Annotated in this window: 18 protein-coding genes and 1 pseudogene; 3 read left to right on the top strand and 16 right to left on the bottom strand. The window is 63.3% G+C overall.

The annotated features are described in order from the left end of the window. Positions 1-132: 132 nt before the first annotated feature. The 13 genes and pseudogenes from IFT98_RS13770 to IFT98_RS13710 form a co-directional block, all read right to left on the bottom strand. Positions 133-1,572 (bottom strand): efflux transporter outer membrane subunit, encoded by a 1,440-nt coding sequence (locus tag IFT98_RS13770; RefSeq protein ID WP_192049290.1) that lies wholly within the window; start codon positions 1,570-1,572, stop codon positions 133-135. Next, positions 1,569-4,676: an efflux RND transporter permease subunit gene (locus tag IFT98_RS13765; RefSeq protein ID WP_192049288.1), complete on the bottom strand. Its 3,108-nt coding sequence runs from the start codon at positions 4,674-4,676 to the stop codon at positions 1,569-1,571. Before IFT98_RS13765 ends, IFT98_RS13770 begins: the two co-directional genes overlap by 4 nt. Next, on the bottom strand, positions 4,673-7,828 hold the full coding sequence (locus tag IFT98_RS13760) for an MdtB/MuxB family multidrug efflux RND transporter permease subunit (protein ID WP_192049286.1): 3,156 nt from the start codon (positions 7,826-7,828) through the stop codon (positions 4,673-4,675). The genes IFT98_RS13765 and IFT98_RS13760 overlap by 4 nt, the downstream gene beginning before the upstream one ends. After that, on the bottom strand, positions 7,825-9,123 hold the full coding sequence (locus IFT98_RS13755; protein WP_192049284.1) for an MdtA/MuxA family multidrug efflux RND transporter periplasmic adaptor subunit: 1,299 nt from the start codon (positions 9,121-9,123) through the stop codon (positions 7,825-7,827). The genes IFT98_RS13760 and IFT98_RS13755 overlap by 4 nt, the downstream gene beginning before the upstream one ends. A gap of 331 nt (positions 9,124-9,454) precedes the next feature. Beyond that, positions 9,455-9,955: a thiol peroxidase gene (gene tpx, locus IFT98_RS13750; RefSeq protein ID WP_192049283.1), complete on the bottom strand. Its 501-nt coding sequence runs from the start codon at positions 9,953-9,955 to the stop codon at positions 9,455-9,457. Positions 9,956-10,081: 126 nt separating this feature from the next. After that, positions 10,082-10,345: a DUF1652 domain-containing protein gene (locus IFT98_RS13745; protein WP_122715484.1), complete on the bottom strand. Its 264-nt coding sequence runs from the start codon at positions 10,343-10,345 to the stop codon at positions 10,082-10,084. 252 nt (positions 10,346-10,597) lie between these two features. Then, positions 10,598-11,092: a hypothetical protein gene (locus IFT98_RS13740; protein ID WP_122715485.1), complete on the bottom strand. Its 495-nt coding sequence runs from the start codon at positions 11,090-11,092 to the stop codon at positions 10,598-10,600. A gap of 88 nt (positions 11,093-11,180) precedes the next feature. Then, positions 11,181-12,458 (bottom strand): serine/threonine transporter, encoded by a 1,278-nt coding sequence (locus IFT98_RS13735; RefSeq protein ID WP_192049281.1) that lies wholly within the window; start codon positions 12,456-12,458, stop codon positions 11,181-11,183. 201 nt (positions 12,459-12,659) lie between these two features. Beyond that, the gene (locus tag IFT98_RS13730) at positions 12,660-14,615 is read right to left on the bottom strand and encodes a putative bifunctional diguanylate cyclase/phosphodiesterase (protein ID WP_192049278.1); all 1,956 of its coding nucleotides are present in this window, start codon (positions 14,613-14,615) and stop codon (positions 12,660-12,662) included. 82 nt (positions 14,616-14,697) lie between these two features. Further along, positions 14,698-15,999 carry an NTP/NDP exchange transporter gene (locus IFT98_RS13725; RefSeq protein ID WP_192049277.1) on the bottom strand — a complete coding sequence of 434 codons (1,302 nt, stop codon included), beginning with the start codon at positions 15,997-15,999 and terminating at the stop codon, positions 14,698-14,700. A gap of 12 nt (positions 16,000-16,011) precedes the next feature. Then, positions 16,012-16,932: pseudogene (locus tag IFT98_RS13720) on the bottom strand (aldo/keto reductase). A gap of 319 nt (positions 16,933-17,251) precedes the next feature. After that, positions 17,252-18,190: a hypothetical protein gene (locus IFT98_RS13715; RefSeq protein WP_192049275.1), complete on the bottom strand. Its 939-nt coding sequence runs from the start codon at positions 18,188-18,190 to the stop codon at positions 17,252-17,254. A 214-nt stretch (positions 18,191-18,404) separates the two neighbouring features. Next, positions 18,405-18,863 (bottom strand): hypothetical protein, encoded by a 459-nt coding sequence (locus IFT98_RS13710; protein WP_244650955.1) that lies wholly within the window; start codon positions 18,861-18,863, stop codon positions 18,405-18,407. Between IFT98_RS13710 and IFT98_RS13705 the strand changes: the two genes are divergently transcribed. Beyond that, positions 18,862-19,284 carry a DUF4174 domain-containing protein gene (locus IFT98_RS13705; protein ID WP_192049273.1) on the top strand — a complete coding sequence of 141 codons (423 nt, stop codon included), beginning with the start codon at positions 18,862-18,864 and terminating at the stop codon, positions 19,282-19,284. The two genes, IFT98_RS13710 and IFT98_RS13705, sit on opposite strands and share 2 nt — an antisense overlap. 9 nt (positions 19,285-19,293) lie before the next feature. On the opposite strand, the gene hemB is transcribed toward IFT98_RS13705, so the two are convergent. Next, positions 19,294-20,268 (bottom strand): porphobilinogen synthase, encoded by a 975-nt coding sequence (hemB, locus tag IFT98_RS13700; protein ID WP_192049271.1) that lies wholly within the window; start codon positions 20,266-20,268, stop codon positions 19,294-19,296. A gap of 227 nt (positions 20,269-20,495) precedes the next feature. Here hemB and tkt point away from each other — a divergent pair, with 227 nt between their 5' ends. Further along, entirely contained in the window at positions 20,496-22,565 is a 2,070-nt protein-coding gene (gene tkt, locus IFT98_RS13695; protein ID WP_192049269.1) for a transketolase, read from the top strand. Positions 22,566-22,796: 231 nt separating this feature from the next. Beyond that, a complete protein-coding gene (locus tag IFT98_RS13690; protein WP_192049267.1) occupies positions 22,797-23,588 on the top strand; it encodes a TSUP family transporter in 792 nt (263 codons plus the stop codon). Here the strand turns inward: IFT98_RS13690 and nudC are convergent. Both nudC and IFT98_RS13680 read right to left on the bottom strand, forming a co-directional pair. After that, positions 23,556-24,386, bottom strand: coding sequence for an NAD(+) diphosphatase (gene nudC / locus IFT98_RS13685; protein WP_192049265.1), 831 nt, complete (start codon positions 24,384-24,386; stop codon positions 23,556-23,558). The two genes, IFT98_RS13690 and nudC, sit on opposite strands and share 33 nt — an antisense overlap. A 34-nt stretch (positions 24,387-24,420) precedes the next feature. Further along, positions 24,421-26,235 (bottom strand): glycoside hydrolase family 15 protein, encoded by a 1,815-nt coding sequence (locus IFT98_RS13680; RefSeq protein ID WP_192049263.1) that lies wholly within the window; start codon positions 26,233-26,235, stop codon positions 24,421-24,423. Between the last annotated feature and the right edge of the window lie 7 nt (positions 26,236-26,242).

The following is a 26,242-nucleotide window of genomic DNA, read 5'->3' as shown; positions in this document are numbered from 1 at the left end:
AGTGATGTGACACTGCGCAGCAATCCTGTAGCAGCGGCGCAAGCCGCGTCACGGACGCTGCGGTGAATCCGATGAAAGGCGCCCACCGTTGACGCGGCGTGCGCTGCTACGGGCAGGCGCGTGGCAAACCCGCTATTGTGCCGGTTCCTGCCAGCCGCCGCCCAGCGCCGCGATCAACTGCACACTGGCGACCAGCCGACTCTGCATCAACGTCAATACGCTGCGTTCGTTGCTCAACGCCGTGGCCTGCACGTTGACTACATCAAGATAGCCAATTAGCCCGGCTTTGTATTGGTTGGATGTCAGTCGCAACGACTCTCGCGCCGCCTGCAGCGCTTCGTTGCGCACCGAGGCCTCTTCATCGAAGACTTTCAACTGGCTCATGTAGTCTTCCACTTCGCGAAAGCCATCGAGCACCGTCTGCCGATACTGCGCGACGGTCTGGTCATAGGCGGCCTCGCTGCGGTCCACTTCGGCCGCCCGCTGCCCACCGTCGAACAGGGTCATCGCCAACTGCGGGCCGACCGACCAGAAGCGGTTGGGCAACGATACCCAATTACTGAAACTGCTGCTGCTGTAGCCGCCCGCCAGACTCAGGGTCAAGTCGGGAAAATAGGCCGTTTTGGCCACGCCGATTTCAGCATTGGCGGCCATCACCGAGCGCTCGGCGGCGGCGATGTCGGGACGTCGCTCCAGCAGTTGCGACGGCACCGCCAGGGGAATGGCCGGCAACGGCGGAATGTCGGTACTGGCGGCCAGGCTGAATTCGGAGGGCGCCATGCCGATCAGCACGGCGATGGCGTTCTCCAGCTGTGCCCGCTGCCAGGCCAGATCGATCAGATCGGCCTGGGTCGACTTCAGCTGGGTTTGCGCGAGGAACACCGCATCCTTGCCGGAAATACCCGCGCGGTATTGATTTTGAGTCAGGTCGAGGGAGCGCTGATACGCCTGGACAGTCGCCTCGAGCAGGCGCTTCTGCTCATCGATCACGCGCAACTGCAGGTAGTTCTGCACCAGTTCCGACTGCAGGCTCAAGCGCATCGCCGCCAGATCCGCCAGGCTGGCCTGGGCGCTGGCGCGATCGGCTTCCAGCCCGCGGCGCAGCTTGCCCCAGATGTCGGCTTCCCAGCTCACACCAAGTTGCGTGTTGTAAGTGTCGCGGATACCACTGCTCGATTGGCTCAGGCTCGAGCCGCTGCTGCCGGTACCCTGGCTGGAGCGGGTCTTGCCGGCGCTCAGATCGACGGTCGGAAACAGCGCGCCGCGGGTGCTGCGGACCAGCGCCTGCGCCTGCCGGTATTGCGCCTCGTACTGGGCGACGGTCTGGTTGGAACGGTTGAGCCTGACCACCAGCGCATCGAGCTGGCGGTCACCATACAGTTCCCACCAGGCGCCACGCGCCAGGGCATCGCTGGGGTTGGCCTGACGCCAGCCCTCGGCCTGCTTGAATGCCACCGGCGTGGCGATCGTCGGGCGCTGGTAGTCCGGGCCCAGGGTGCAGGCGCCCAGCATCAGGCTGCACAGCGCCAGACTGGCAAGGCGCGAGACGCGCGGAAAAACGGAGTCGGTCATAGCGGAGTGTCCAGAGCGGCATCGGTGCGTACGCCGCGCCACGTGTTGAAGCGGTGGCGCAGGCGGTCCAGATAGAGGTAGACCACCGGAGTGGTGTAAAGCGTGAGGATCTGGCTGAACACCAGGCCGCCGATGATGGTCAGGCCCAGCGGCCGGCGCATTTCGGCACCGGCGGCGGTGCTGAACATCAGTGGCAGCGCGCCGAGAATGGCCGCCATGGTCGTCATCAGGATGGGGCGCAGGCGCAGCAGACAGGCGCGACGGATCGACTCGGCCGGGCCCAGTCCTTCGTTGCGCTCGAGCTGCAGCGCCAGGTCGATCATCATGATGGCGTTCTTTTTCACCACGCCGATCAACAGGAACAGGCCCAGCAACGAGATCAGGCTGAATTGCCCACCGGTGAGGTAGATGCTCAGCAGCGCGCCCACCCCCGCCGAGGGCAAGGTCGAAAGAATGGTCAGCGGATGAATGTAGCTCTCGTACAGGATGCCAAGCACCAGATAGACCGCGACCAGCGCACCGAGAATCATGAACGGCTGGCTTTTCTGCGCCGCTGCGAAGGCATCGCCGGTGCCGGCGACCTTGACGATGATGTCCTCGGGCAGGCCGACCCGCACCAGGGCCCGCTCGATCAGCGGCGTGGCGACGTCCAGGGTCACCCCGTTGGCCAGGTCGAAGGAGATGCTCTCCGAGGCGAACTGCCCTTCATGGCTGACGCTGTCATCGGCCAGGCTGTTTTCGTAGTGGGCAATGCTCGACAGCGGCACGCGCTTGTTGTCCATGGTGATCACCTGCACCTGCTCCAGGGTGATCGGGTCTTGGGCGTACCTGGGGTTGATTTCCATCACCACCTTGTACTGGTTGAGGCTGTCGTAGATGGTGGAAATCTGCCGCTGGCTGTAGGCGTTGTTGAGCACCGAAGTCACGGTACTCATGTCGATGCCCAGGCGCTTGGCCTTGTCGCGGTCGACGATCAGCGTCACCTGCGCGGCACCGCGCCCTTCACGCGCATCGATGGCGGTCAATTCCGGCAGTGCGCGGAACGCCGCGACGATTTTCGGGTACCAGGTGCGCAAGGCCGACAGATCACCGCTCTGGATGATGTACGAATACTGCGAGGTGCTCTGCTCGCGTGCGCCGCCGAACTGCAGGTCCTGATCGGCCATCAGCATCAGGCGGCCGCCGGGTACCTTGGGCAGCTCCTTGCGCAGCCGTTCGATCACCTGCTGCGCGTTGATCTTGCGCACTTCGATCGGTTTCAGGCGCACCAGAATGGTGGCGTTGTTGCTGCCGTTGTTGCCGCCAATGAAACCGGCCACGCTGTCGACCGCAGGATCGGCGAGCAACGCGCGGCGGTAGGTTTCCATCTTCGGCTGCATGACCGAGAACGACAGGCCATCATCGCCGCGCACGAAGCCGATCAATTGGCCGGTGTCCTGCTGCGGCATGAACGTCTTGGGCACCACCACGTACAGTGCCACGTTGCCGACGATGGTCAGCAACAGGCTGAGCAGGGTCAGTCGACGATGACGCAAGACCCAGCCCAGGCTGCGGTCGTAGCCGGCCACCATGCGCTGATTGATGCGGTTGCTCAGGCGCTGCAAGCGGTTGTCGTGTTCGGGCCGATGCGGCTTCAACCAGCGTGCGCAGAGCATCGGGGTCAGGGTCAGGGAAACGAACAGCGAAACCACGATGGCCACGGCCAGGGTGATCGAGAACTCGCGGAACAGGCTCTCGATGATGCCGCCGATGAACAGGATCGAGAGGAACACCGCTACCAGCGAGACGTTCATCGACAGCAGGGTGAAGCCCACTTCCTGAGTGCCCAGGTAGGCGGCGCGCAGCGGCGGCACGCCGTCGTCGATATGCCGGGAGATGTTCTCGAGCACCACGATGGCGTCGTCCACCACCAGCCCGGTCGCCAGGATCAGGGCCATCAAGGACAGGTTGTTGAGCGAGAAACCCCACAGGTACATGATCGCGAACGTGCCGACCAGCGACACCGGAACGGCCAGGGTGGGAATCAGCGAGGCGCGAAAATTGCCCAGAAACAGAAACACCACCAATACCACCAGCACCACGGCGATGAGCAGCGTCATCTCGGCCTCGTGCAGGGTGGCAGTGATCACCGGCGAACGATCCATGGCGATGTTCAGCTCGACACTTTCGGGCAACAGCGCTTCCAGGGCCGGCAGCTGTTCCTTGATCTGGCTGACGGTCTGGATGATGTTAGCGCCAGCCTGGCGGTTGATCACCAGCAGCACGGCGGAGTTGTCGTTGTAAAACCCACTGTTGTAGCGATCTTCCACACCATCGGTGACCTTGGCCACATCGCTCAGGCGCAGCACCGATCCGTCCTGATAGCGAATGATCAGTGGCTTGTAGTCGTCGGCCTTGTCCAGTTGATCGTTGGCCTGCACCTGCCACTGGCGCTCGCCGTCCTCGACGAAACCGATGGGTCGGCGCACATTGGTGCCGTCGATGGCCGTGCGCACGTCATCGAGCGAGACGTTGTACTGGTTAAGCAACTGCGGTTCGAGCTCGATGCGCACGGCGGGCAGCGAGCTGCCGCCGATCTGCACCTCTCCTACCCCAGGCACCTGGGACAGGCTCTGCGACAGGATGGTCGAGGCCAGGTCATAGAGCTTGCCCTTCTCCAGTACGTTGGAGGTCAGCGACAGAACCATGACCGGGGCTTGCGAAGGGTTGATCTTCTTGTAGGTCGGCATGCTGCGCATACCGCTGGGCAACAGGTTGCGCGAGGCGTTGATCGCTGCCTGCACTTCACGGGCCGCACCGTTGATGTCGCGGTCGAGGTCGAACTGGAGAATGACCCGGGTCGAACCCTGGCTCGACCGGCTGCTCATGGTGGTCACGCCCGGGATGGCGCCGAACGAGCGTTCCAGGGGCGTGGCCACGGTCGAGGCCATGACCTCGGGGCTGGCACCGGACAGGTTGGCCGAGACCACGATGACCGGAAAGTCCATGCTGGGCAGCGGCGACACCGGCAGCAGGCTGAAGCTGACCCCGCCCAGCAGCATGATCGCCACGCTCATCAGGAAGGTCGCCACCGGGCGACGGATGAAAGGTCCGGACAGGTTCATGATTCAGCCTGTTCCACGGCGGCCGGCTGGCGTCCCCAACGCCGCCCCAGACGGTCGAAGTACAGGTAAATGACCGGGGTGGTGAACAGCGTCAACACCTGACTGACCAGCAGCCCGCCGACCATCACCAGCCCCAGTGGCTGACGCAGCTCCGCACCCGAGCCGCTGGCCAGCATCAGCGGTACCGCACCGAACAGCGCGGCCATGGTAGTCATCAGGATCGGTCGGAAGCGCAGCAGCGCGGCCTGATAGATCGCGGTTTCCGGATCCAGGCCCTGGTTGCGTTCGGCTTCCAGGGCGAAGTCGATCATCATGATCGCGTTTTTCTTGACGATGCCGATCAACAGGATGATGCCGATGATGGCGATCATGCCCAGGTCATTACCGCTGATGAGCAACGCCAACAGGGCCCCCACCGCCGCCGAAGGCAGGGTCGAAAGAATCGTGATGGGGTGGATGTAGCTCTCGTAGAGCACACCCAGCACGATGTACATGGTGACGATGGCCGCCAGCACCAGCAGCAAGGTGCTCTGCGGCGACGCCTGGAAAGCCTCCGCCGCACCCTGGAACTGGGTCTGCACGCCCAGTGGCATGCCGATGTCGCGCTGCACCTGCTCGATCACGTCGACCGCCTTGCCCAGGGCCACGCCCTCGGCCAGATTGAACGACATCATCACCGCCGGAAACTGACCGATGTGCGCGATCGCCAACTGCGCCTGGCGCTGTTCGATGTGCGCCAGGCTCGACAGACGCACCTGGGTGCCACTGGTCGCCGTGGTGTCGCTGTCGGCGGTCTGGTTGGTGGTACCGGTGCCGTTGACACTGGCCTTGACGTAGATCTGCTCCAGCGCCTGCGGCCCCAAAGTGCTGGCATCGGTGGCCTGCAGCACCACTCGGTACTGGCTGGACTGGGTGTAGATGGTGGAGATCTGCCGTTGGCCGAAGGCGTCGTACAGCGCATCGGTGATATCGGCGACGTCCACTCCGACCCGCTTGGCGGCATCGCGGTCGATCACCAGGTACACCTGCAAGCCTTTGTCCTGCAGGTCGCTGGCCACATCGGTGAGCTCGGGGCGCTGCTTCAGGGCGTCCACCAGGCGTGCGCTCCAGGTGGCGAGCAGATCGGCGTCCGGCGACGACAGGCTGAACTGGTACTGGGTGCGGCTGACCCGGTCTTCGATGGTCAGGTCCTGCACGGGCTGCATGAACAGACGCATGCCCAGCAGTTTGTCGACCTCCGGCTGCAGGCGCGCGATGATCTGACTGGCCGTGAGGTCGCGCTCGCCGTGGGGTTTGAGGTTGATCAGCAGCCGGCCGCTGTTGAGCGTGGCGTTGTCGCCGTCCACGCCGATGTACGAAGACAGGCTGGAGACGGCTGGATCCTGCAGGATGATCTTGGCCAGGGCTTGCTGGCGTTCGCTCATGGCCTGGAAGGAAATGGATTGCGGGGCTTCGGAAATGCCCTGGATGACCCCAGTGTCCTGCACCGGGAAAAACCCCTTGGGCACCACCAGGTACAGCAGCACCGTCAGGCCCAGGGTGGCCACCGCCACCAGCAGGGTCAGCGGCTGGTGGCGCAGGACCCAGCGCAGGCCGCCCGCGTAGCGCGCGATCAACCAGTCGATCCAGGCACCGCTGGCCTTGTAGAAGCGGCCCTGTTCCTCTTCCTTCGGTTCGCGCTTGAGCAGGCGCGCGCACATCATCGGCGTCAAGGTCAGCGAGACCACCAGGGAGATGAGGATGGCCACCGCCAGGGTAATGGCGAATTCGCGGAACAGCCGCCCTACCACATCGGCCATGAACAGCAGCGGGATCAGCACCGCGATCAACGAGAACGTCAGCGACAACAGGGTGAAGCTGATCTGCCGCGCGCCCTTGAGCGCGGCCTGCATCGGCGTCTCGCCTTCTTCGATGTGGCGCGAGATGTTTTCCAGCATGACGATGGCGTCGTCGACCACGAAGCCGGTGGCCACGGTCAGCGCCATCAGCGTCAGGTTGTTGATCGAGAACCCGGCCAGGTACATCACGCCGAAGGTGCCCACCAGCGACAGCGGCACGGCGATGGACGGGATCAAGGTGGCGCTGAAGCGACGCAGGAACAGGAAGGTGACCATCACCACCAGGGCGATGGCGATGAGCAGTTCGTGCTGCACGTCGGTGACCGAGGCGCGGATGGTCTGGGTGCGGTCGGTCAGCACCGTGACGTCGAGCCCGGCCGGCATGGTGTCGGTGATCGTCGGCAGCAGTGCCTTGATCCGGTCGACCACGTCGATGACGTTGGCGCCCGGCTGGCGCTGGATGTTGAGCAATACGGCCTGGTTCTGATTGGCCCAGGCGGCCAGCCGCTCGTTCTCGGCGCCATCGACGATCTGCGCGACGTCGCGCAGGCGCAGCGGACCGCCGTTGTTGTACGCGAGGATCAGATTGGCGTACTCCTCGGGGGAGCGCAGCTGGTCGTTGGCGTCGAGCATCGACACCCGCGTGGGGCCATCGAAGTTACCCTTGGGCTGATTGACGTTGGAGGCGCCGATCAACGTGCGCACGTCGGACAGGTTCAGGCCATTGGCGGCCAGCGCTTCGGGGTTGACCTTGATGCGCACCGCCTGGCGCTGTCCCCCGGCAATGCTGACCATGCCCACGCCGCTGATCTGGGCGATCTTCTGCGCCATGCGCGTATCGACCAGGTCGTTGAGCTTGGGCAGCGGCATCGTCTTGGAGCTGATGGCAATGGTCAGCACCGGGGTGTCGGCCGGGTTGACCTTGTTGTACACCGGCGGCGCGGGCAGATCGGATGGCAACAGGTTGCTCGCCGCATTGATCGCCGCCTGCACCTGCTGCTCGGCGACGTCCATGTTGATTTCCAGGCTGAAACGCAGGGTCAGCACCGACGCGCCGCCCGAGCTGGTCGAGGCCATCTGGGTCAGGCCGGGCATCTGCCCGAACTGGCGTTCGAGCGGCGCGGTGACTGCGCTGGTCATCACCTGCGGGCTGGCGCCGGGATAGAGCGTCATCACCCGGATCGTCGGGTAATCGACCTGCGGCAGGGCCGACACCGGCAGCAAGCGATAGGCAAGCACGCCTGCCAGAACGATGGCGAGCATGGTCAGCGTCGTTGCGACAGGGCGCAGGATGAACAGCCGCGAGATATTCATGCCCCGGTCTTGCCCGTCGCACCAGGAACGGCGGCGCCGTCCTGCCCCTGCAGATGCTGCCCAGGCGAGGTCGGTACCTTGGCGCTGTCATCGACCACTTCGACACGGCTGCCGTCGCGCAGGCGGTCGGTGCCTTCGAGCACCACCCGGTCGCCACGCGCCAGGCCTTGTTCCACTACGGTGTTGGTGCCATCGGTGGCGCCCACCTTGAGCTGACGGATCTTGACCTTGTCGTTGCCATCCATGGCGTAGACGAAGGTGCCGTCGACGCCGTACTGAACGGCCGCCGAGGGCGCCAGTACCACGCCTTTGAGGGTATCGGACAGCAACCGCACGTTCACGAACTGGTTGGGGAACAGGGCTTCGTCCTGGTTCTCGAAGCGGGCCTTGAACTTCAGCGTCCCGGTGGTGGTGTCGATCTGGTTGTCCAGGCTGCCGAGCACACCGGTGGCTTGTTTGCGCGTGTCGCCTCGGTCCCAGGCCTCCACTGCCAGTTTCGCGCCGCTGCGATAGCGCGCCAGCACCGGGGTGAGCTGGCTTTCAGGCAGGGTGAAGGCCACGGTGATCGGCTGCACCTGGGTGATCACCACCAGCGCATTGGTGTCGTTGGCGGCCACCAGGTTGCCGATGTCCAGCTGGCGCAAGCCCAGACGGCCGGCAATGGGCGCGCGGATGCGGGTGAAGTCCAGGTTGAGCTTGGCGTCGTTGACCGCCGCCTGGTTGGTCTGGATCGTCCCCTGGTATTGGCCGACCAATGCCTGCTGGGTGTCCAGGGTCTGGCGGGCAATGCTGTCTTCGGCGAACAGGCCCTTGTAACGCTGCAGGTCGATCTGCGCGTTCTTCAGCTGTGCCTGGTTCTGCGCCAGAGTACCCTGGGCTTGCTGCAGGGCGATTTCATAGCTGCGCGGGTCGATTTCGGCCAGCAGGTCGCCGGCCTTGACTCGCTGCCCTTCCTGGAAGTTGACCTTGATCAGTTCGCCTGCGACACGGCTGCGCACATTCACGGTGTTGGTCGCTGTCACCGTACCCAGGGCTTTGTAATACACCGGGAAGTCGCCGGTGATCACCTCGGCGACACGCACCGGAGTGGGCTCGGCCGAGCCACCGAAGCCGGGCCGCGGAGCGCTTGCGTTGCGCCCGGCGCTGGCAGCTGTGGAGGCCGCGCCATTTTCCGGGGTTTTCTTGGTCGGCCAGAACCACCAGCACAACACGGCGACAACCAGCACCATCAACAGGCCGAACAGCCAGCGACGCGATTTACGGGGACCTGGGGACTGCATTGAATGATCGACCATTGTGCGGGTGGGCTTCTACTTTGAGGAGGCTGAACGATAAGGAGTCGGCATGCATAAGCAAAGCGCCTTTACGGGCAATTTACCTTGGCAGGGAATGAAACGCCCTTCAGCAGCGGCGCGCGCCGCTTTAAGGCCGACGCAGGAGAATCTGACCCCGCACGGTGCCGCCGGACGCGGCTTGCGCCGCTGCTACAGGTACATCGCAACCTGCGTGCCGGCCAATGCGGCGCCGAACGTGGCTTGCGCCGCTGCTACAGGCATATCGCAACCCCTGTAGCAGCGGCGCGAGCCGCGTCCGGGGTCACTGCGGGCTGTCAGGTACCGCGACGGATCACTTCAGAACAGCGAGGGCGTCGGCGTAATTCGGTTCCTGGCCGATTTCCGGAACCAGTTCGCTGTGCAGCACATTGTCGTTCTCGTCGAGGACGACGACCGCGCGTGCGGTCAGACCCTTGAGGGCACCGTCGGCAATGTCGACGCCATAGGCGTGATGGAATTCATGGGCGCGGAAAGTCGACAGGTTCTGGACGTTTTCCAGGCCTTCGGCGCCACAGAAACGTGCCTGGGCGAACGGCAGGTCGGCAGAGATGCAGAGGATGGCGGTATTGGTCAAATCGTTGGCCTGGGCGTTGAACTTGCGAACGGACGTGGCGCAGGTCGGGGTATCGATGCTTGGGAAAATGTTCAGCACCTTGCGCTTGCCGGCCAGGCTTTGCAAAGTGATGTCGGCCAGACCACCGCCGACCAGGGTAAAGTCCGGCGCCTTGGAGCCGACCTGGGGAAGGTTGCCATTGACGTTGATCGCGTTGCCTTTGTGCGTCACTTGAGTCATGAGCCTTGTCCTTTTTCGGGATTGAGAAAGGGCAAAGTTAACCATGAAAAGTGACGCACGGCCTATGCGTAGATTGAAAATAAGTGTTCCGGCCAGGCTACGATCCGGTTGATCCAAAAACAGCGCTCAACCGGCTCTGGCGTGGACCTCTCCCGTTGCCGGGCGTGGCTGCTCTCGCAGTTCCAGGACCAGCCTGGCGCGTTCGCGAGCGCTGGTGACTCGATCGAAGGGAATGTCCGCCTTGAAAAGCTCGACTTGGTCGGTCTGCGGATTCATCAGCTTGACGCACAGCGATTGATCGCTGGTCAATGTGCACACGCATTTCTGCGGCAGAAACGCCTGCTCGACGATACTGCGCAGCTCCAGCGCGCTGAGTCCGGGGGGAAGCATGGTCTATCTCCTGTAGAGCCTGTGATCGGCGTCCTACCCGCGGCGGACTAGGCCTCGGGACTACAGAACAGTTCGCGGTTCTAGAGATATATACCTGCGCTCGAGCGGGTGCAACGGGAGTTTGCAGTTTGCCGAAGATTCAGCGCAACCCGCTGAAATTCATGGAAATAAAATAGTTGTACAAAAATTTCAAAGAAGCGTTTCAGCATCCCGAAAGCCCTACAACGCGTGCTGTCGAAAGCGCAGGGCCGCTCAGTCGCGTGGCTTGGGAATCAGTCCCTGAAGCTGCTGGGCGAAGAAACCGGCGTCCAGCACATTGGATTCCGCTTCCTTGGTGCCACGTTCCTTGCGCCAGTACCAGGCGCCATCAGCCGAGTCCTTGACGATGGAAATGCTGCCGTGGCGATCCGAGGTCAGGCCCGCAACGGCTATTACCATCGCCCCACCCTGCCCCATCACCTGCGGGACCAGCTCGACTCGACGCTGAGCAAGAATGATTGCCAGCGATTCACTGATGAAAGGCGAGTGCTCGCTGGGGTAGGTGCTGCTGGTGGCGACCCAGGGCGAACGTTCGATCGCCAGCAGTTGCCGGTCGGTAAGGGCCGCCAGCCAGGTCTCGATCTGGCCGAACAGCGCCTGGATGCTGTCTTGCCAGTGCTGGCATTGGTCCTTGAACGCCTGTTGCAGGCGTTGCTGGGCTGCGGCGTGTTCCTTGAGCATGTCAGCCAGTTGCTGTACTTCGTCCATCGCGACCACCTCGGTGCGCGCCCGCCCTAGGCATGCCGTAAATCGGCAGCCGCAGGTCGAGCATCGAGGGTCAGTGTAACAGGCTTGGTCACGCGCTCAGCGAATAGACCAGGGCCGAAATGGCCACCAGGCCAACCAGCGTCACGAATACGTTGGAGAGGTGCCCGCCATACTTGCGCATGGCTGGCACACGGCGGATCGCGTACATCGGCATGAGGAACAGCAACGCCGCAATCACCGGCCCGCCGAAGCTCTCGATCATCCGCACGATGTTCGGATTGAGCGTGGCCACAAGCCAGCAGACCAGCAACATGAACAGTGCGGTAAAACGATCCAGGGTCTTGGCATTGGGCCGACGGCCGGACTTCATGACCAGGCCCTTGATACCTTCGCTCGCGCCGATGTAGTGCCCCAGGAACGACTTGGCGATGGCCACGATAGCGATCAGCGGCGCAGCGAACGCGATCACCGGATTGCTGAAGTGATTGGCCAGGTAGGACAGTATCGACAGGTTCTGCGCCTTGGCCTCGGCCAGTTGCTCGGGGGACAGGGTCAGCACGCAACTGAACACGAAGAACAGCACCAGCACCACCATCAGCCCATGGGCACGCGCCAGGATCTGGCTGCTGCGCTGGTCGGCGTGCTCGCCGTAGCGGCGTTTCTGGTCCACGGCGAAGGCCGAGATGATCGGCGAATGGTTGAAGGAAAATACCATCACCGGGATCGCCAGCCACAGGGTATGGATCAGTGCACCGGGTGCGGGCAAGTCCCCGGCGGTCGCCAGGATGCCACCATTCCAATGCGGAATCAGGTACAGCGCCAGCAACACCAGCGCGACGATGAACGGATAGACCATCAGGCTCATCGCCTTGACGATGAACCGTTCACCGCAGCGCACCACGATCAACAGACCGAGAATCAGCACCAGCGCCAGCACCGCCCGCGGCGGCGTCTGCATGTGCAACTGATGCTCCATGAAACTGCCGACAGTGTTGGTCAGGCCCACGCTGTAGATCAACAAAATCGGAAAAATGGCGAAGAAATAGAGCAGGGTTATCAACGCCCCTGCCGTGAGGCCGAAGTGCTCCTCGACGACATCGGTGATATCGGTACCGGCGCGGCCGGAAAGCACGAAGCGGGTCAGGCCCTGATGCGCGTAGTAGGTCATCGGGAAAGCCAGCACGGCAAGGATGACCAGCGGCCAGAAGCCGCCGAGGCCAGCGTTGATCGGCAGAAACAAGGTACCGGCGCCGATCGCGGTGCCGAACAGGCCCAGCATCCAGGTGGTGTCGTGGCGGCTCCAGGGAGTCAGGGTGGCGGGCGCCTGGGCGTATCGTGGGTCGAGGCTGTTGGCCTGCTCGTTCATCCGGTCGAATCTCCGCTTGCCTGTGTTCAACTGATGGCCGGGAGCGGGAAAAACGTGCAGCTGGCAGCGCCCCGGCCTTGAAAAGGGGCGTGATTGTCCAAGATTGTGCAAGGAAAGCAAAGGGTTACTCGAGCAACGGTCCGCCGATGCCTGCGTGCTGGGCGCGACTGCACCGCCTGCGCCTGGGCGGCAGCGGCGGCCTTACCGCGGGATGGGCTGCGCCAGCCAGCTCTCGGTATCCTGTGCAGACATGGGCCGGGCGAAGTAATAGCCCTGGACGAACCGGCAACCCAGCGCGGCCAGCGCATGGGCTTCCTCACGGGTTTCGACACCTTCGAAGATGCAATCCAGATCCATATCCTGGGTCAGGGCAAGCAGCGATTTGACGATCTTGTAACTGGCCGGTTTCTCGTGCAGGCGCGCGACAAAGCTGCGGTCCACCTTGAGCTTGGTCAGGGCCAGTGCATGCAAATGGCTGAGGCTGGAATAGCCGGTGCCGAAATCGTCCAGCGAGATACCACAGCCCAGCGCTCGCAGGGTCGCGATCGCGTCCTGAACCAGATCCAGATCCTGCAGGGTCGCCGTTTCGGTGATTTCCAGATCGACCCGGGCGGGGTCGAACAGGCCGCTGGCCAGCAGCTTGACGATGGCCTGCACGGCCACCGGAGAGCCGCAGTCGTGGGCCGACAGGTTGAAGGACAGCCGAATCGGCGCCGGCCAGGCGGACGCGCCCTGCAGCGCCTTGGCCAGCAATGGCAGGGTCAGACGGTTGATCATGCCGCTGCGTTCGGCGACCGGAATGAACTGCCCGGGCGGCACCGGCCCCAGCTCGGCGCTCTGCCAGCGCGCCAGGGCTTCGAAGGCTACGGTGGCGCCGGTCTGCAACTCGACGATGGGCTGGAAGGCGACGCTGAACTCGCGATCCAGATCGGCGCGACGCAGCGCCTGCTCGGTCAGGATTGCGCTCTGCAACTGCTTTCTGTGCAGCACCGAGAACAGCGACATGTGGCCGACGACATGGCGCTTGCTGTGATACAGCGCGTAATCGGCGTACTCGAACAGCTCATGCGCATTCGCGGCAAGGTCCGGGAACGTGGCCACGCCCATGGAAGCACCGACCTGGATCGGCACATCGACCAACAGGTAGGGCTTGCCCAGTTCAACGCAAATGCGCTCGGCAAATGCTGAAATCTGCAGGTTCTCGCCGCAATCGGGCAGGATCAATGCGAACTCGTCGCCGCCCAGACGCGCGACGTGAACGCCGTCCGGCAGCAAGGCAGCCAGGCGCGCACCGACTTCGGCCAACAGGCGGTCGCCGACGCTGTGCCCGTAGAGGTCGTTGACCGGTTTGAAGCCGTCGAGATCGAGAATGCCTACGCCCAGCCGTTGCCCCTGCTCTCCTGCCTGGGTCAGACAAGTGTCCAGACAGTTGAAGAACCATCGACGATTGGGCAGCCCGGTCAGGCTGTCCTTGTTCGCCAGCAGGAAGTTCTCGTCGCTCAGCGCCTCGCTGTGCGCCTGGGCGTTCACCAGCCCGGTGAAGTTGCGGTAGTTGTTCTGCAGCACCACCAGCATGATGCCCGTGACCAGCATCACGTTGACGCTGGTGGCGATGAATGTCGGGTTATCGGTGGAAGCGAAAAAGGCAATGAACGCGACGTTGACCACGGCTGCGGTCATCAGGGCAGCGGAGCGCAGGTGCATGAGGCAGAAAATGCAGCCGATCACCGTGATAGCCATGTAGAAGGCCACATGGGCCTTGGCATAGCTGTCGCCATAGGGAAACAGCGCCAGCGCCCAAACCGTGAACCCGATGGCCACGACACAACAGATGCGGTTGGTCCGCGCCAGCGCCTGGGCGACTTCGACGTCGTCGGGTTGCTGCTGCCAACCGCGGCGCCAGGCCAACGCGCGCACCAGGCTGATGATGGTCAATACCAACGGTATGTGCACGGTCATCCACACGGGCGAGCTGGCCATATGAGTGAAGGCCAGCGCCCAGCTGTTGATCAGCAGAATGAAGTACATCAGGGGAATCTGCCTGGCCAGGGCCTGGTACTGGGCCGCCAGCAGGCGCGAATTGCCTTGAGGTACGCTGCACAACCGTTTGATCAGCGCGAACAGGCCGGTGCAGGTGAAGCGTCTGGTCGTAGACATCATGTCCGAACGTATAGGTGTAATCAGAAGTTTTCGGCCGAACTCAGTTTTACTGTAGCCAACGGTGGATGATCGAGGCGGTTTATTTGCGAGGGTCGGCAGGTTCGGCAGAAGCAGCGTCCGCTTTGCCACCCAGGTACCAGCCCACCACCCCCCACAGCGCAGCGCACGCGGCGCCTACCAGTGCGATCAGCCCAACGCCTTGCCCCAGCAGGTCAAGCAGGCTTTTCACCCAGCCGCTGACCGCATCGCCGCCACGGTAGACCACCGTGTCGATGAAGTTTTTCGCCTTGTATTTGGTTTCCGCGTCCAATGGCGCGAAGAGCATTTCGCGACCAGGGCGCACGAATGCGTATTCGCCGATGCGGCGCGCGATCATCAGCCCCGCGAGCATGGCGAACCCTGGCGCCAAGGCCAATCCAACGAAGCCCAGGCAGACCAGGGCCGGCACCAGCGCCAGCAAGGTCTTCACGCCCAGCCGCTGGGCCAGCCGCCCGGTGATGAACAGCTGCGCCGTAAGCGCACCGGCCTGGACCACGAAATCGATGATTCCGAAAACCCGCACCTGTTCTTCACGACTGGGAAACCGTTCGGCGACCAGACGTGCCTGCTCGAAATAGAGAAAAGTGCTGACCGTGGCCAACAGCACAACGAAAGCGCAGATGCCCAGCAGGTAGCCCGATTGCAGTACACGCGTCAGCCCACTGAACGGGTTGCCGGCCACCGGTTTGCGTGGACTCTCGGCGTGGGCGGCACCCGGCCGCCCTGCCCCGTGCTCGGCACGCCAGCTCATCAGTCGGTGCTTGAGCACGATGGCGACGCCAAGCAGTGCCGCGGCCAGTATCGACAGCCCGCTCGCACCGATGGTGCCAACCATCAGGGCGCTCATGGCCGGGCCTGCCAAGCCGCCGACACTGGCCCCGGCAGCAATGAACGCGAACAGTCGCTTGGCCTGGGCGCCATCGAACACATCGGCCATCAGGCTCCACGCCACCGAGATGACGAACAGGTTGTAGACCGAAATCCATACGTAGAACACCCGCGCCAGCCAGATGCCCTGCTCGGCAGCGGCGAAGGCGGCAGCAAACAGCAAAAGATTGGCGGCGAAGAACCCATATACCCAGTCGATGTAGTGAAGCCTGGCTACCCTCGAATTGAGCCAGCCGAACAGCGGCACGGCCACCAGCATGACCACGAAGGTGGCCGTGAACAGCCATTGCAGGTTATCCACACCGCCCTGGATGCCCATAGATTCGCGGATCGGCCGGAGCATGAAATACCCGCAGAACAGGCAAAAGAACAGCGCGAACGCGGCCAGCGCTGCCTGCCCTTCAGCGGGTCGGGCATTGATCGCCTGGCGCAGACGCGCACCGACGCCGGTCATGGGCGGCGCACCTCAGGCGAATTCGGCTGCAATGCGTTGCAATTGCCTGGCATCGGGCAAACGGCCCTGGCCGGCCAACAGGTTATCGAGGACATAGCGCGGCTGCGAGGTCGCTGGGATGACCGTGGTGACCGCAGGGTTGGCCAGCACGAACTTGAGCATCAATTGGGCCCATGAGCTGGCGTCCAGCTCGGCCGCAGCCCACTCGGGCAGGGCGCGGCCCTTGACCTTGGCGAACAGCCGGCCGGCTTCGAACGTACGGTTGATCAAGGTGGCGATACCGTGCTCGGCGCAGTACGGCAACAACGTACGCTCGGCGTTGCGCGCCCCCAGCGAGTAGTTGACCTGAACGAAGTCGACCGGTTCTTTCTTCAGCACGGCCAGCAGGTCGTCGTGAGCCGATTCCACGTAATGCGTGACGCCTATGTAGCGGATGCGACCCTGGGCCTTGAGTTCTCGCAGCAATGCCAGCTGGGTACGGGTGTCCTGCAGGTTGTGGACCTGAATGAGGTCGATCTTGTCGGTCTGCAGGGCGCTGAAGCTGGCTTCGATCTGGCGCATGCCGGCCTCGCGGCCGGTCGACTACACCTTGGTCGCAAGAAACACCCTGTCGCGCACGCCGGCCTGGTTTACCAGATCGCCAGTCACCTGCTCGGCACGACCATAGCTGGGTGCTGTGTCGATGACGCGAGCGCCACCCTCGACAAAGGCCCTCAGGACTTCGCGCAATGGCGCCATGTCGGCTGAGGCGGGGTCGACGTTGAAGGTTTGCGAGGTGCCCAGGCCGATGGCGGGAAGCAGTTCGCCCGACGCAGGAATCTTGCGCTGCAGCAGCGGTTGTGCGGCAAATGCCAGGGGTGACATGAGCGAGCCCCAGCTCGCGGCAGCGCCCAACAGGGCGGAGTACTGGACAAACTGGCGGCGCGTCGGCATGGAGCAGCTCCTTACGGTTTTCCCGCGATTCAGGAAGACACTTCCCACAAAGATGGCAGACCCCAGTATGGCCAAGCCCAGCGGATTCAGGGCGGCAGCGATGACAAATGAAACATCAGGACAACAATTTCTTCGATAGCGACATCGCATGCCTCGGCGCCCAAACGACACGCCCCCGGGCAATCGAATTGCGCCGGGGGCGTTTTTGGTCAGGCGACTGCTGGATGAATCAGTGCATGAACAGCGCGATCAGAATGATGATCGGGATAGGCACACCGAGGAAAAACAAGAGAATCGAGCGCATGGTAGTACTCCTTGATCAGCGAATCGAAGTGGGTGCGTGGGTGCGGGTGCGATCGCGTTCATGCCAGACCACGGCATCACGACTGCGGCCACCGAAGGTCGCCGCGAAGCTGGCGAAGAACGCGCCGCAGAGCAAGGCGACGAACGTCCACAGCGCAGTGGCGGCAGCGACTTTCTTGGCGGTATCGGCTGCCTGGCGGGCGGCCATTTCAGCGTCTTCGACCGACTTCAATGCCTGACCGTAGACTTGATCGACGCGCTGCTCGGCCTGAGCCTGGGTCAAGTTGGTACGCTGGCTGACCAGTTGTGCAAGGTAGGCACGGTCTTCGCTGGCGAGCTGACCATCGTTGCTCACGGTACGGGCGAAGATGCGGGTGACCACGGCATGGGCCGCGTCGTCGCTGACCGCTACCGGGCGGTTGTCGCGGAACAGCATGTCGACGAAATAGCCGTAGGGGTCGCCGGCATTGTCATTCGCGGAACTGCCGGCTGCCACGGCGGCACCGGAGGCGACGCTGGCGCCGGCCTGCACGCCGCTGCCGATCGCGCTGCCGACCGAACCCAGCACCAGCATCGCGGTGACCAGCGAGGCCACTGCCCAGGCCAGGAACCCGTGCGCGGTGTCGCGAAAGTAGACTTCGTCGCCGTGCATGTTGGCCCATTTCACCCGCAGCCGACCGGCCAGATAGCCGCCCATGCCAGAAGCGACGATTTGCGTGAATGTCAGCCAGATTACCGTGGAGACGCCCAGGGTCGTGGCGCTGACCCCTTTGTCGGCCCAAGGTGATATGGCCGAGAATCCAAGGCCGAAGCCCAGCACCACCAGGATCATCGACAAGGCGGCAGCGCCCGCCGCGCCGGCGAAGATCGCGGCCCAGGAAACACCAGAGTGATTGGAACTGTCCGTGGCAGCGGACAGCGCGGCAGGAGGAAGGTGGTCAGCAGGGGTCATCATTATTGTCGTGCTCCTAGCAGGTTCAACGTGTGTGATCGCTCACGTAATGCTTGCAGGGAACACATTGCACCACGCGTGCCACGCCACCTAAAAACAATAACGTTTTAAATCATCGAGTTACGATGTAAACCTAGACGCAGGCTCATGCAATATGCCCGAACCGTCAATGACTGACCGGGCTTTCTGCATTGTTTGGAAACGCAAATAAAGTTGACTAAAGCTCGGTGGTATTTTTCTGCTGCGCAGGATAGAACTCGCCTTCCATGTTCTGCTTATCCAGCGCAGTCCGCAGCCTCGCTTCTACGGCCGCAACGGCGGAATTATCAGCAATGTCAGGAATGACCAGCCAGAGCCGCTGCAGATTTTGCTCGTGGGTGCCTTCGCTGAGCATGTCGTGGCTGACCGCCGGCCTTCCACGCCAGAAACACAGGGTGTCGAGCTCGCTTTCAGCACTGAACGTGCACGCCGGGCCCGCCAGCCAGATCTCACTGACGGTGCGCAGGTTGGTTTGTTCGATGTCGTGATGCTGGATTCTAAGTGGCATTGCATTACCCATTGCGCAGGAGCGATACGGCTTGGAACCCATCGCGCATGCCCAAGTTCTACCGGGAATATCATTGTCGAAAATGCCAAGGCCGAGCCAAACCCTGCTCGTCGAACGGAGGTTGAACATGAAAGTACTGATCGCAGCCATGGCGCTGGGTGCATCGCTGGCCCACGCCAGCGACGGCAACCCGCTGACTGCCGAGCGCTGGCACAACCGTCCACTGATCGTCATCGCCCCTGATGCCCGTGATGCCACGCTGCTCGACCTGCGTGCAGCGCTGGCCAGACCGGACAACCGCGAAGCATTCGTTGAACGCGAGATGGTGCTCTACGAAATCGTCGCCGGCCAGGCCAGCCGCAATGGCCAGCCAATAGGCGCAGAGGCCAGCGCGGCGCTGCTGCGCGCGGTGGGCCACACGGCCGACGCCGCCGGCCGGGTGGTGCTGGTGGGCAAGGACGGTGGCATCAAGGTCGACCAGCCAGGGCCGGTCGATCCGCAGACGTTGTTCAGTACCATCGACCGCATGCCGATGCGCCAGGGTCAGTGAACCAACGGCTCAGATGCCTTCGCGCGCGATGTCCATGGCGAAGTAGGTGAAGATCAGATCGGCACCGGCGCGCTTGATCGCGCCCAGGCTCTCGCGGACGATACGCTGCTCGTCGACTGCGCCCGCCTGGCCTGCGAACTTGATCATCGCGTATTCGCCACTGACCTGATAGGCCGCCAGGGGCAGGCGCGATGCCTCGCGAATATCGCGAATGATGTCCAGGTACGCCCCTGCAGGCTTGACCATCAAGGCGTCGGCGCCTTCCTGCTCGTCGAGCAGCGATTCACGCACGGCTTCGCGACGGTTCATGGGGTTCATCTGGTAGGTCTTGCGGTCCCCCTTGAGTGCCGTGCCGCCGGCTTCGCGGAACGGCCCGTAGAACGAGGAGGCGAATTTGGTCGAATACGCCATGATCGACGTGTCGAAGAAACCGGCCTCGTCCAGTGCGCTGCGGATTGCCTGTACCTGACCGTCCATGGCCGCCGACGGCGAAATGAAATCGGCCCCGGCGCGCGCCGCAACCACGGCCTGCTTGCCAAGGTTAATCAAGGTCGCGTCGTTGTCGACATGCTCACCGTGGAGAACCCCGCAGTGACCGTGTGAGGTGTACTCGCAGAAACAGGTGTCGGCCATGACCACCATCTCTGGCACCGTGTCCTTGCAGATACGGGCAATGCGCGCCACCAGGCCGTTTTCGTTCCAGGTGTCGCTGCCATCGGCGTCGAGGTGGTGGGATACACCGAACGTCATCACCGATTTGATGCCGGCACGCGCGTAGCGCTCGATCTCGCCCGCAAGCCTGGACTCGGGAATGCGCATGACTCCCGGCATGCTGTTGATGGGCACGAAATCGTCGATCTCTTCTTCGACGAAAATCGGCAGCACCAGGTCGCCAAGATTGAATTCGGCTTCCTGGAACAGATCGCGGAAAGAGGCGTTGCGGCGCAGGCGGCGCGGCCTGGCGGAAGGAAACTGGCTGGGCATCATGGATTCCACTGATAAGGGCATACGGCATCGAACGCGCAAGCTTAGGCCCGGACACGGGCACCGGGCAAACCGGATTTCGATAAAGCTGCTTTGCACGGCGGGTAACAATTGGCCGAAGCGCAGCGCACGCGCTTGCAACGCAACTTACCCGCCCGCATGAGGGTCAACCCTGACGACATCTTCACCGCGATTTCCTCGCGAACTCAATGTGGGATCGAATCAACATGCCAAATCAAGTTTCCAATCCAGCCTCTTCAACCGCCACCGACCAGCTGTGCATCAATACCTTGCGCACGCTGGCCATGGATGCCGTGCAGAAGGCCAACTCCGGTCATCCCGGTACGCCCATGGCCCTGGCGCCGGTGGGCTATACCCTGTGGAGCCGTTTCCTGCGCTACCACCCCGAGCATCCCGACTGGCCCAATCGCGACCGTTTCGTACTCTCCGCCGGCCATGCTTCCATGCTGCTCTATGGTCTGTTGCACCTGGCCGGCGTCGAAGAAATCGACGAGCACGGGACCAAGACCGGCCAGCCTGCGGTCAGCCTCGACGACATCAAGCAGTTTCGCCAGATGGACTCGAAGACCCCGGGGCATCCCGAATACCGTTTCACCACCGGTGTCGAGACCACCACCGGGCCGCTTGGCCAAGGTTGCGCCAACAGTGTGGGCATGGCCATGGCTCAGCACTGGCTTGCGTCGCGCTTCAACCGCGACGACCTGAAGCTGTTCGACTACAACGTCTACGCGATCTGCGGCGACGGCGACATGATGGAAGGCGTCAGCAGCGAGGCCGCGTCAATGGCCGGCCACTTGAAGCTGGCCAACCTGTGCTGGATCTATGACAACAACACGATCAGCATCGAGGGTCACACGGAGCTTGCGTTCAGCGAAGACGTGCTGACCCGCTTCAAGGGTTACGGCTGGAACACCTTGCACGTAACCGACGCCAACGATACCGAAGCACTGGCCAAGGCCTTCGAGCAGTTTACCCAGAACCGCGATGCGCCGACCTTGATCATGGTCGACAGCGTGATCGGCTACGGGGCGCCAAACAAGCAGAATACCGCCGCTGCCCATGGTGAAGCGCTGGGTGACGATGAGATCAAGCTGGCCAAGAAAGCCTACGGCTGGGATGAAAACAGCAGCTTCTCGGTGCCTGACAGCGTGGCCCATCACCTGCGTGACACCTTGCTGAGCAGCCATGGTGAACGCCATGCGCAGTGGCAGCAGCAGTTGCAGACACTCGCCGAGCGCGAACCCGAGCTGGCCGAGGAACTGAGGCGCATGCGTGCCGGGGAGATGCCCGAGGGTTGGCAGGCCGAGCTGGAAGCCTTCGACACCGACGCCAAGGGTGTGGCGACACGTGCCGCAGGCGGCAAGGTGCTGAATGCGTTCGCGAAGAAGATTCCCTGGCTGCTGGGCGGTTCGGCCGACCTGTCGCCCTCGACCAAGACCAACCTGACGTTCGACGGCGCCGGCAGTTTTTCCGCAACCCAGCCTGGCGGCCGCAACCTGCACTTCGGCATCCGCGAGCACGCCATGGGCGCGATCGCCAATGGCCTGGCGCTGTGCTACATCCGTCCTTACACCTCGACTTTTCTGGTATTCAGCGACTACATGAAACCGCCGATTCGTTTGGCGGCAATCATGGAGCTGCCGGTGGTGTTCGTCTTCACTCACGACTCCATCGGTGTCGGTGAGGACGGCCCTACCCATCAGCCCATCGAACACCTGACCCAGCTACGCGCTACGCCGGGGCTGCTGACGTTGCGCCCAGGCGACGCCAACGAAACCACCCAGGCGTGGAAGATTGCCTTGGCACAGACGGATAGACCGTCGTGCATCGTGCTGTCGCGTCAGCCCATGGCGACCCTGGATCGCGAGCGCTTCGGCAGTGCCGAAGGTGTTGCCCGTGGCGGTTATGTGTTGGCCGACAGCGAAGATCCGCAGGTGATTCTGATCGCCACTGGCAGTGAAGTGGGGCTTGCGGTACAGGCCTATGAGCAGTTGCATGAGCAAGGTATCGCGGCGCGTGTGGTCAGCCTGCCGTGCTGGGAGCTGTTCGAGGAGCAGGATGCGCAGTACCGCGAGCAAGTACTGCCGGCCGCCGTGACTGCGCGCGTGGCCATCGAACAGGCCGGGCCGCTGGGTTGGGATCGGTACGTGGGGGCTACTGGTGCGAAGGTGGTGATGAACAGCTTCGGGGCCTCGGCGCCAATCGACAAGTTGCAGGCCAAGTTCGGCTTTACCGTGGAAAATGTGGTGAAGCTGGCCAAAGAGCAGATCGGCTGACCGCGTCACCCTGTGGGAACGGTCCGTGGCCGCGAAATGAGCGGCGCGGTACATCTGCGGCTCCGCGGCGTTGCTTTCGCGGCCGCTGACCGCTCCTACGGTATGAGGGGCCTGTGTGGGAGCGGTCCGTGGCCGCTGACCGCTCCTACGGATGCACGCAGCGGCGTGCAACGGCTAGAATGGTTGTCTTCGCGTGCGCCTTTCGCACGCACCCTGCCATGAAGCCGACCCATGTCTTTCGATCTTCTGTCCAATCTCAGCGTCACACCGACCGTCCTGCTCATTCTCGTGCTGGTGGCATTCGTGGCCGGTTTCATCGATGCCATAGCTGGCGGCGGCGGCCTGCTCACGACCCCTGCCCTGCTCACCGCAGGGCTGCCACCCCACCTGGTGCTGGGCACCAACAAGCTCAGCTCGACCTTCGGCGCCGCTACCGCGGGCTACACGTTCTATCGCCGCAAGCTGTTTCATCCCGGTCAATGGAAGAATGCCCTGCTGGGCACCCTGGTAGGCGGATTTCTCGGTGCGGGCGCGGCGCACTACATGCCCGCCGAATGGCTGAACAAGATGCTGCCGGTGATCGTTTTCGCCTGCGGTCTGTACCTGCTGTTCGGCGGTACACCCAAAGCCCCGCTGGACAGCCACGCGCCGATCAAGCGCAAATGGCAGTTGCCCCAAGGCCTGGCGCTGGGTTTCTACGATGGCGTGGCAGGCCCCGGCACCGGGGCGTTCTGGACCGTCAGTACACTGCTGCTGTACCCCCTGGATCTGGTGCGCGCCAGCGGCGTGGCGCGCAGCATGAACTTCGTCAGCAACATCGCCGCCCTCACGGTGTTCATCGTCAGCGGCCAAGTCGATTGGCTGATAGGTCTGAGCATGGGCATGGCGGTGACGGTCGGTGCGTTCTTCGGCGCGCGCACGGCGATTGGCGGCGGCGCCAAGTTCATCCGCCCGGTATTCATCACCATCGTGCTGGCCCTGACCGTGCGGCTAGCCTGGCAGCACTGGTTCGGGCAGGCCTGAGCGGCGTGCTACATACAGGTCGATGAGATGCCGGGCAATCGAGCGGCCGGCCGGAAGGGCCGGCAACGCATCGATACGGAACCACTGGGCGTCCTCGATCTCGTCGAGTTGCGGCACGATCTCGCCGGCAGCGTACTCGGCGTGGAAACCCAGCATCATCGAATGCGGAAACGGCCAGCATTGGCTGCCGATGTACTGGATGTTGCGTACGCTCACCTGCACCTCCTCCATCACCTCACGGCGCAGGCAGTCTTCGGCCGACTCGCCCGGTTCGGCAAAGCCTGCCAACGTGCTGTAGACACCCGGCACGAACCGTGGGGAGCGCGCCAGCAATACTTCATCGCCGCGCGTGACGAGTACGATCATGCTCGGTGAGATGCGCGGATAACTGCGCAACTCGCAACACGCACAATGCATCGCACGTTCACCCGGCACCTGCAATGTCGGGCCGCCGCAACTGCCGCAGAACCGGTGCTCACGCGCCCAGGTGCCGATCTGTGCCGCGTAGCCGAGCATGCGGTAGACCTGGAAATCGCCTTCGAGCATGAACTGCCGCAGACCCTGCCAGTAGCAGTCGTCCGGGGTATCAGGGCTGCGCAGTTCAAGCAGGTAAACCGACCGGCCGTCAAAATGCCCGATGCCGTGTTCAGTCAGGACCTCCACGGATTGCTGCTTGAGCCAATCGCGCTCGAACAGTACCCCTCGCGCATTGCAGAGAAAGCCCTGACTGCTGCGGGCAACGGCCCAGCCACCGGGTTGTGCGGTATCGAGCACCGCTGTGGTCCAGCGTTCACTCATCGAATCAAATCCTCGTTTGGCAACTGCCGCGCGATCATTCCACGCACGCGCCCACGGCGGCGGCAGCGCGGGCCTGGGCCGGGTTCTGTGCGCGGTACAGGTTCAGCGCGGTGTTGATGATGCCCAGTTGGCTGAACGCCTGGGGAAAGTTTCCCAGCATGCGCCCGGCCTTTGGGTCGTACTGTTCGGCCAGTAGGCCAACGTCGTTGCACAGACCGGCCAGACGCTCGAACAGACGCTCGGCTTCGGCCATGCGGCCTTGCAGCACATAGACATCGGCAAGCCAGAAAGAGCACACCAGAAAAGTCCCTTCGCCGGGGTCCAGGCCATCGACTCCGTGCGCCGTGTCGTAACGCAGCAGCAGACCGTCGCGCATCAGCGTGGTCTCGATGCGCGCCACGGTCGCCACCACCCGCGGATCGTCCGGCGGCAGGAAACCGGTCAAGGCGATCTGTAGCAGGCTGGCATCGGTATGGGTCGAGCCGTAGGCCTGGACGAAGTGACCGTGCTGCGCGTCGATGCCCTGGCTGCAGACCTGGGCATGAATGCGGTCGGCGACGGCGCGGTAACGCGCGGCCTGCTCCTGGCCTTCCTCGGTCGGCTCGGCCAGGTTGGCCGCACGGTCGAAAGCCACCCAGGCCATGACCTTGGAGTGGGTGAAGTGCTGCGGTGCACCGCGAATCTCCCAGATACCCTCGTCAGGCTGCTCCCAGATGCTCTCCAGGTACGGCAATATGACGCGGAAGATCGCGGCGCCACGCGGGTGTCGCGGCAGCCCGGCGCGGATCGCCTGGCTCATCGCATCGGCCACTTCGCCATAGACATCCAGCTGGCGCTGGGTCGCGGCGCCGTTGCCGATGCGCACCGGCGCGGAACCCTCGTAACCCGCGAGCCATGGCAAGGTCTGTTCGGGCAATCGGCGCTCGCCGGCCAGGCCGTACATGATCTGCATCTGCTCGGGGTTGCCGGCAACCGAACGCATCAACCACTTGCGCCAGGCGGCGGCTTCTTCGTAGTAGCCCAGGTTCATGAAGGCCAGCAGGGTCATGGTGGCGTCGCGCAGCCAGCAGTAACGGTAGTCCCAGTTGCGCTCGCCACCCAGCTGTTCGGGCAGCGAGGTGGTGACCGCAGCAACGATACCGCCCGTGGGGGCATAGGTCATGGCCTTGAGGGTCAACAGCGAACGTTTTACCAGCGGCGTCCAGGCCCCTACGTGCGGACAGCGTTCGGCGAATTCACGCCAGTAGCGTTCGGTTTCGGCCAGGCAACGGTCGGCATCCAAAGGCGGCTGCAATGGCAGGTGCGAGGGCTGAAAACTCAGGCGGTAGCACAGCCGCTCGCCAGCACCGACCGTGAAGCGGCTGCCGGTACGGTGGTCCACCGCATGCAGGTCGGATGCACTGCGCAACACCAGCATGTCGGGGCCGGCCACTGCGGTCAGCGTCCTGGGGTGCGCCTGCTCGACCCAGGGCACACTGCTGCCGTAGTCGAAGCGCATGACCAGTTCCATGTCGAACGCGACCTTCCCGCTCAGGCCGACCACTGTGCGCACCACGCAGTCCTGTTCGCCCACCGGCATCCAGTCGACGAGCATGGCGCTGCCGTGTTCGGTATGGAACACCGTCTCCAGGGTCATGGTGCTGTCGCGGTAGCGGCGCTCGGTGCCGGTCAACGTATCGCTGGGACAGATACGCCAGCGACCGTTTTCGCTGTCACCCAGCAGGGCCGAGAAACAGGCCGGGGAATCGAAACGGAGAAAGCACAGCCAATCCAGCGAACCCGACTTGTCAACCAGAGCAGCGGTACGGCAATTGCCCAACAGGGCATAGTCTTCAATCAGCGCCGGCATGGAACCC

Source organism: Pseudomonas sp. CFBP 8770 (assembly GCF_014841705.1).
Classification (GTDB): domain Bacteria; phylum Pseudomonadota; class Gammaproteobacteria; order Pseudomonadales; family Pseudomonadaceae; genus Aquipseudomonas.
The sequence above is the reverse complement of the archived record's forward strand: the minus strand, read 5'-3'. Positions and strand labels throughout refer to the sequence as shown.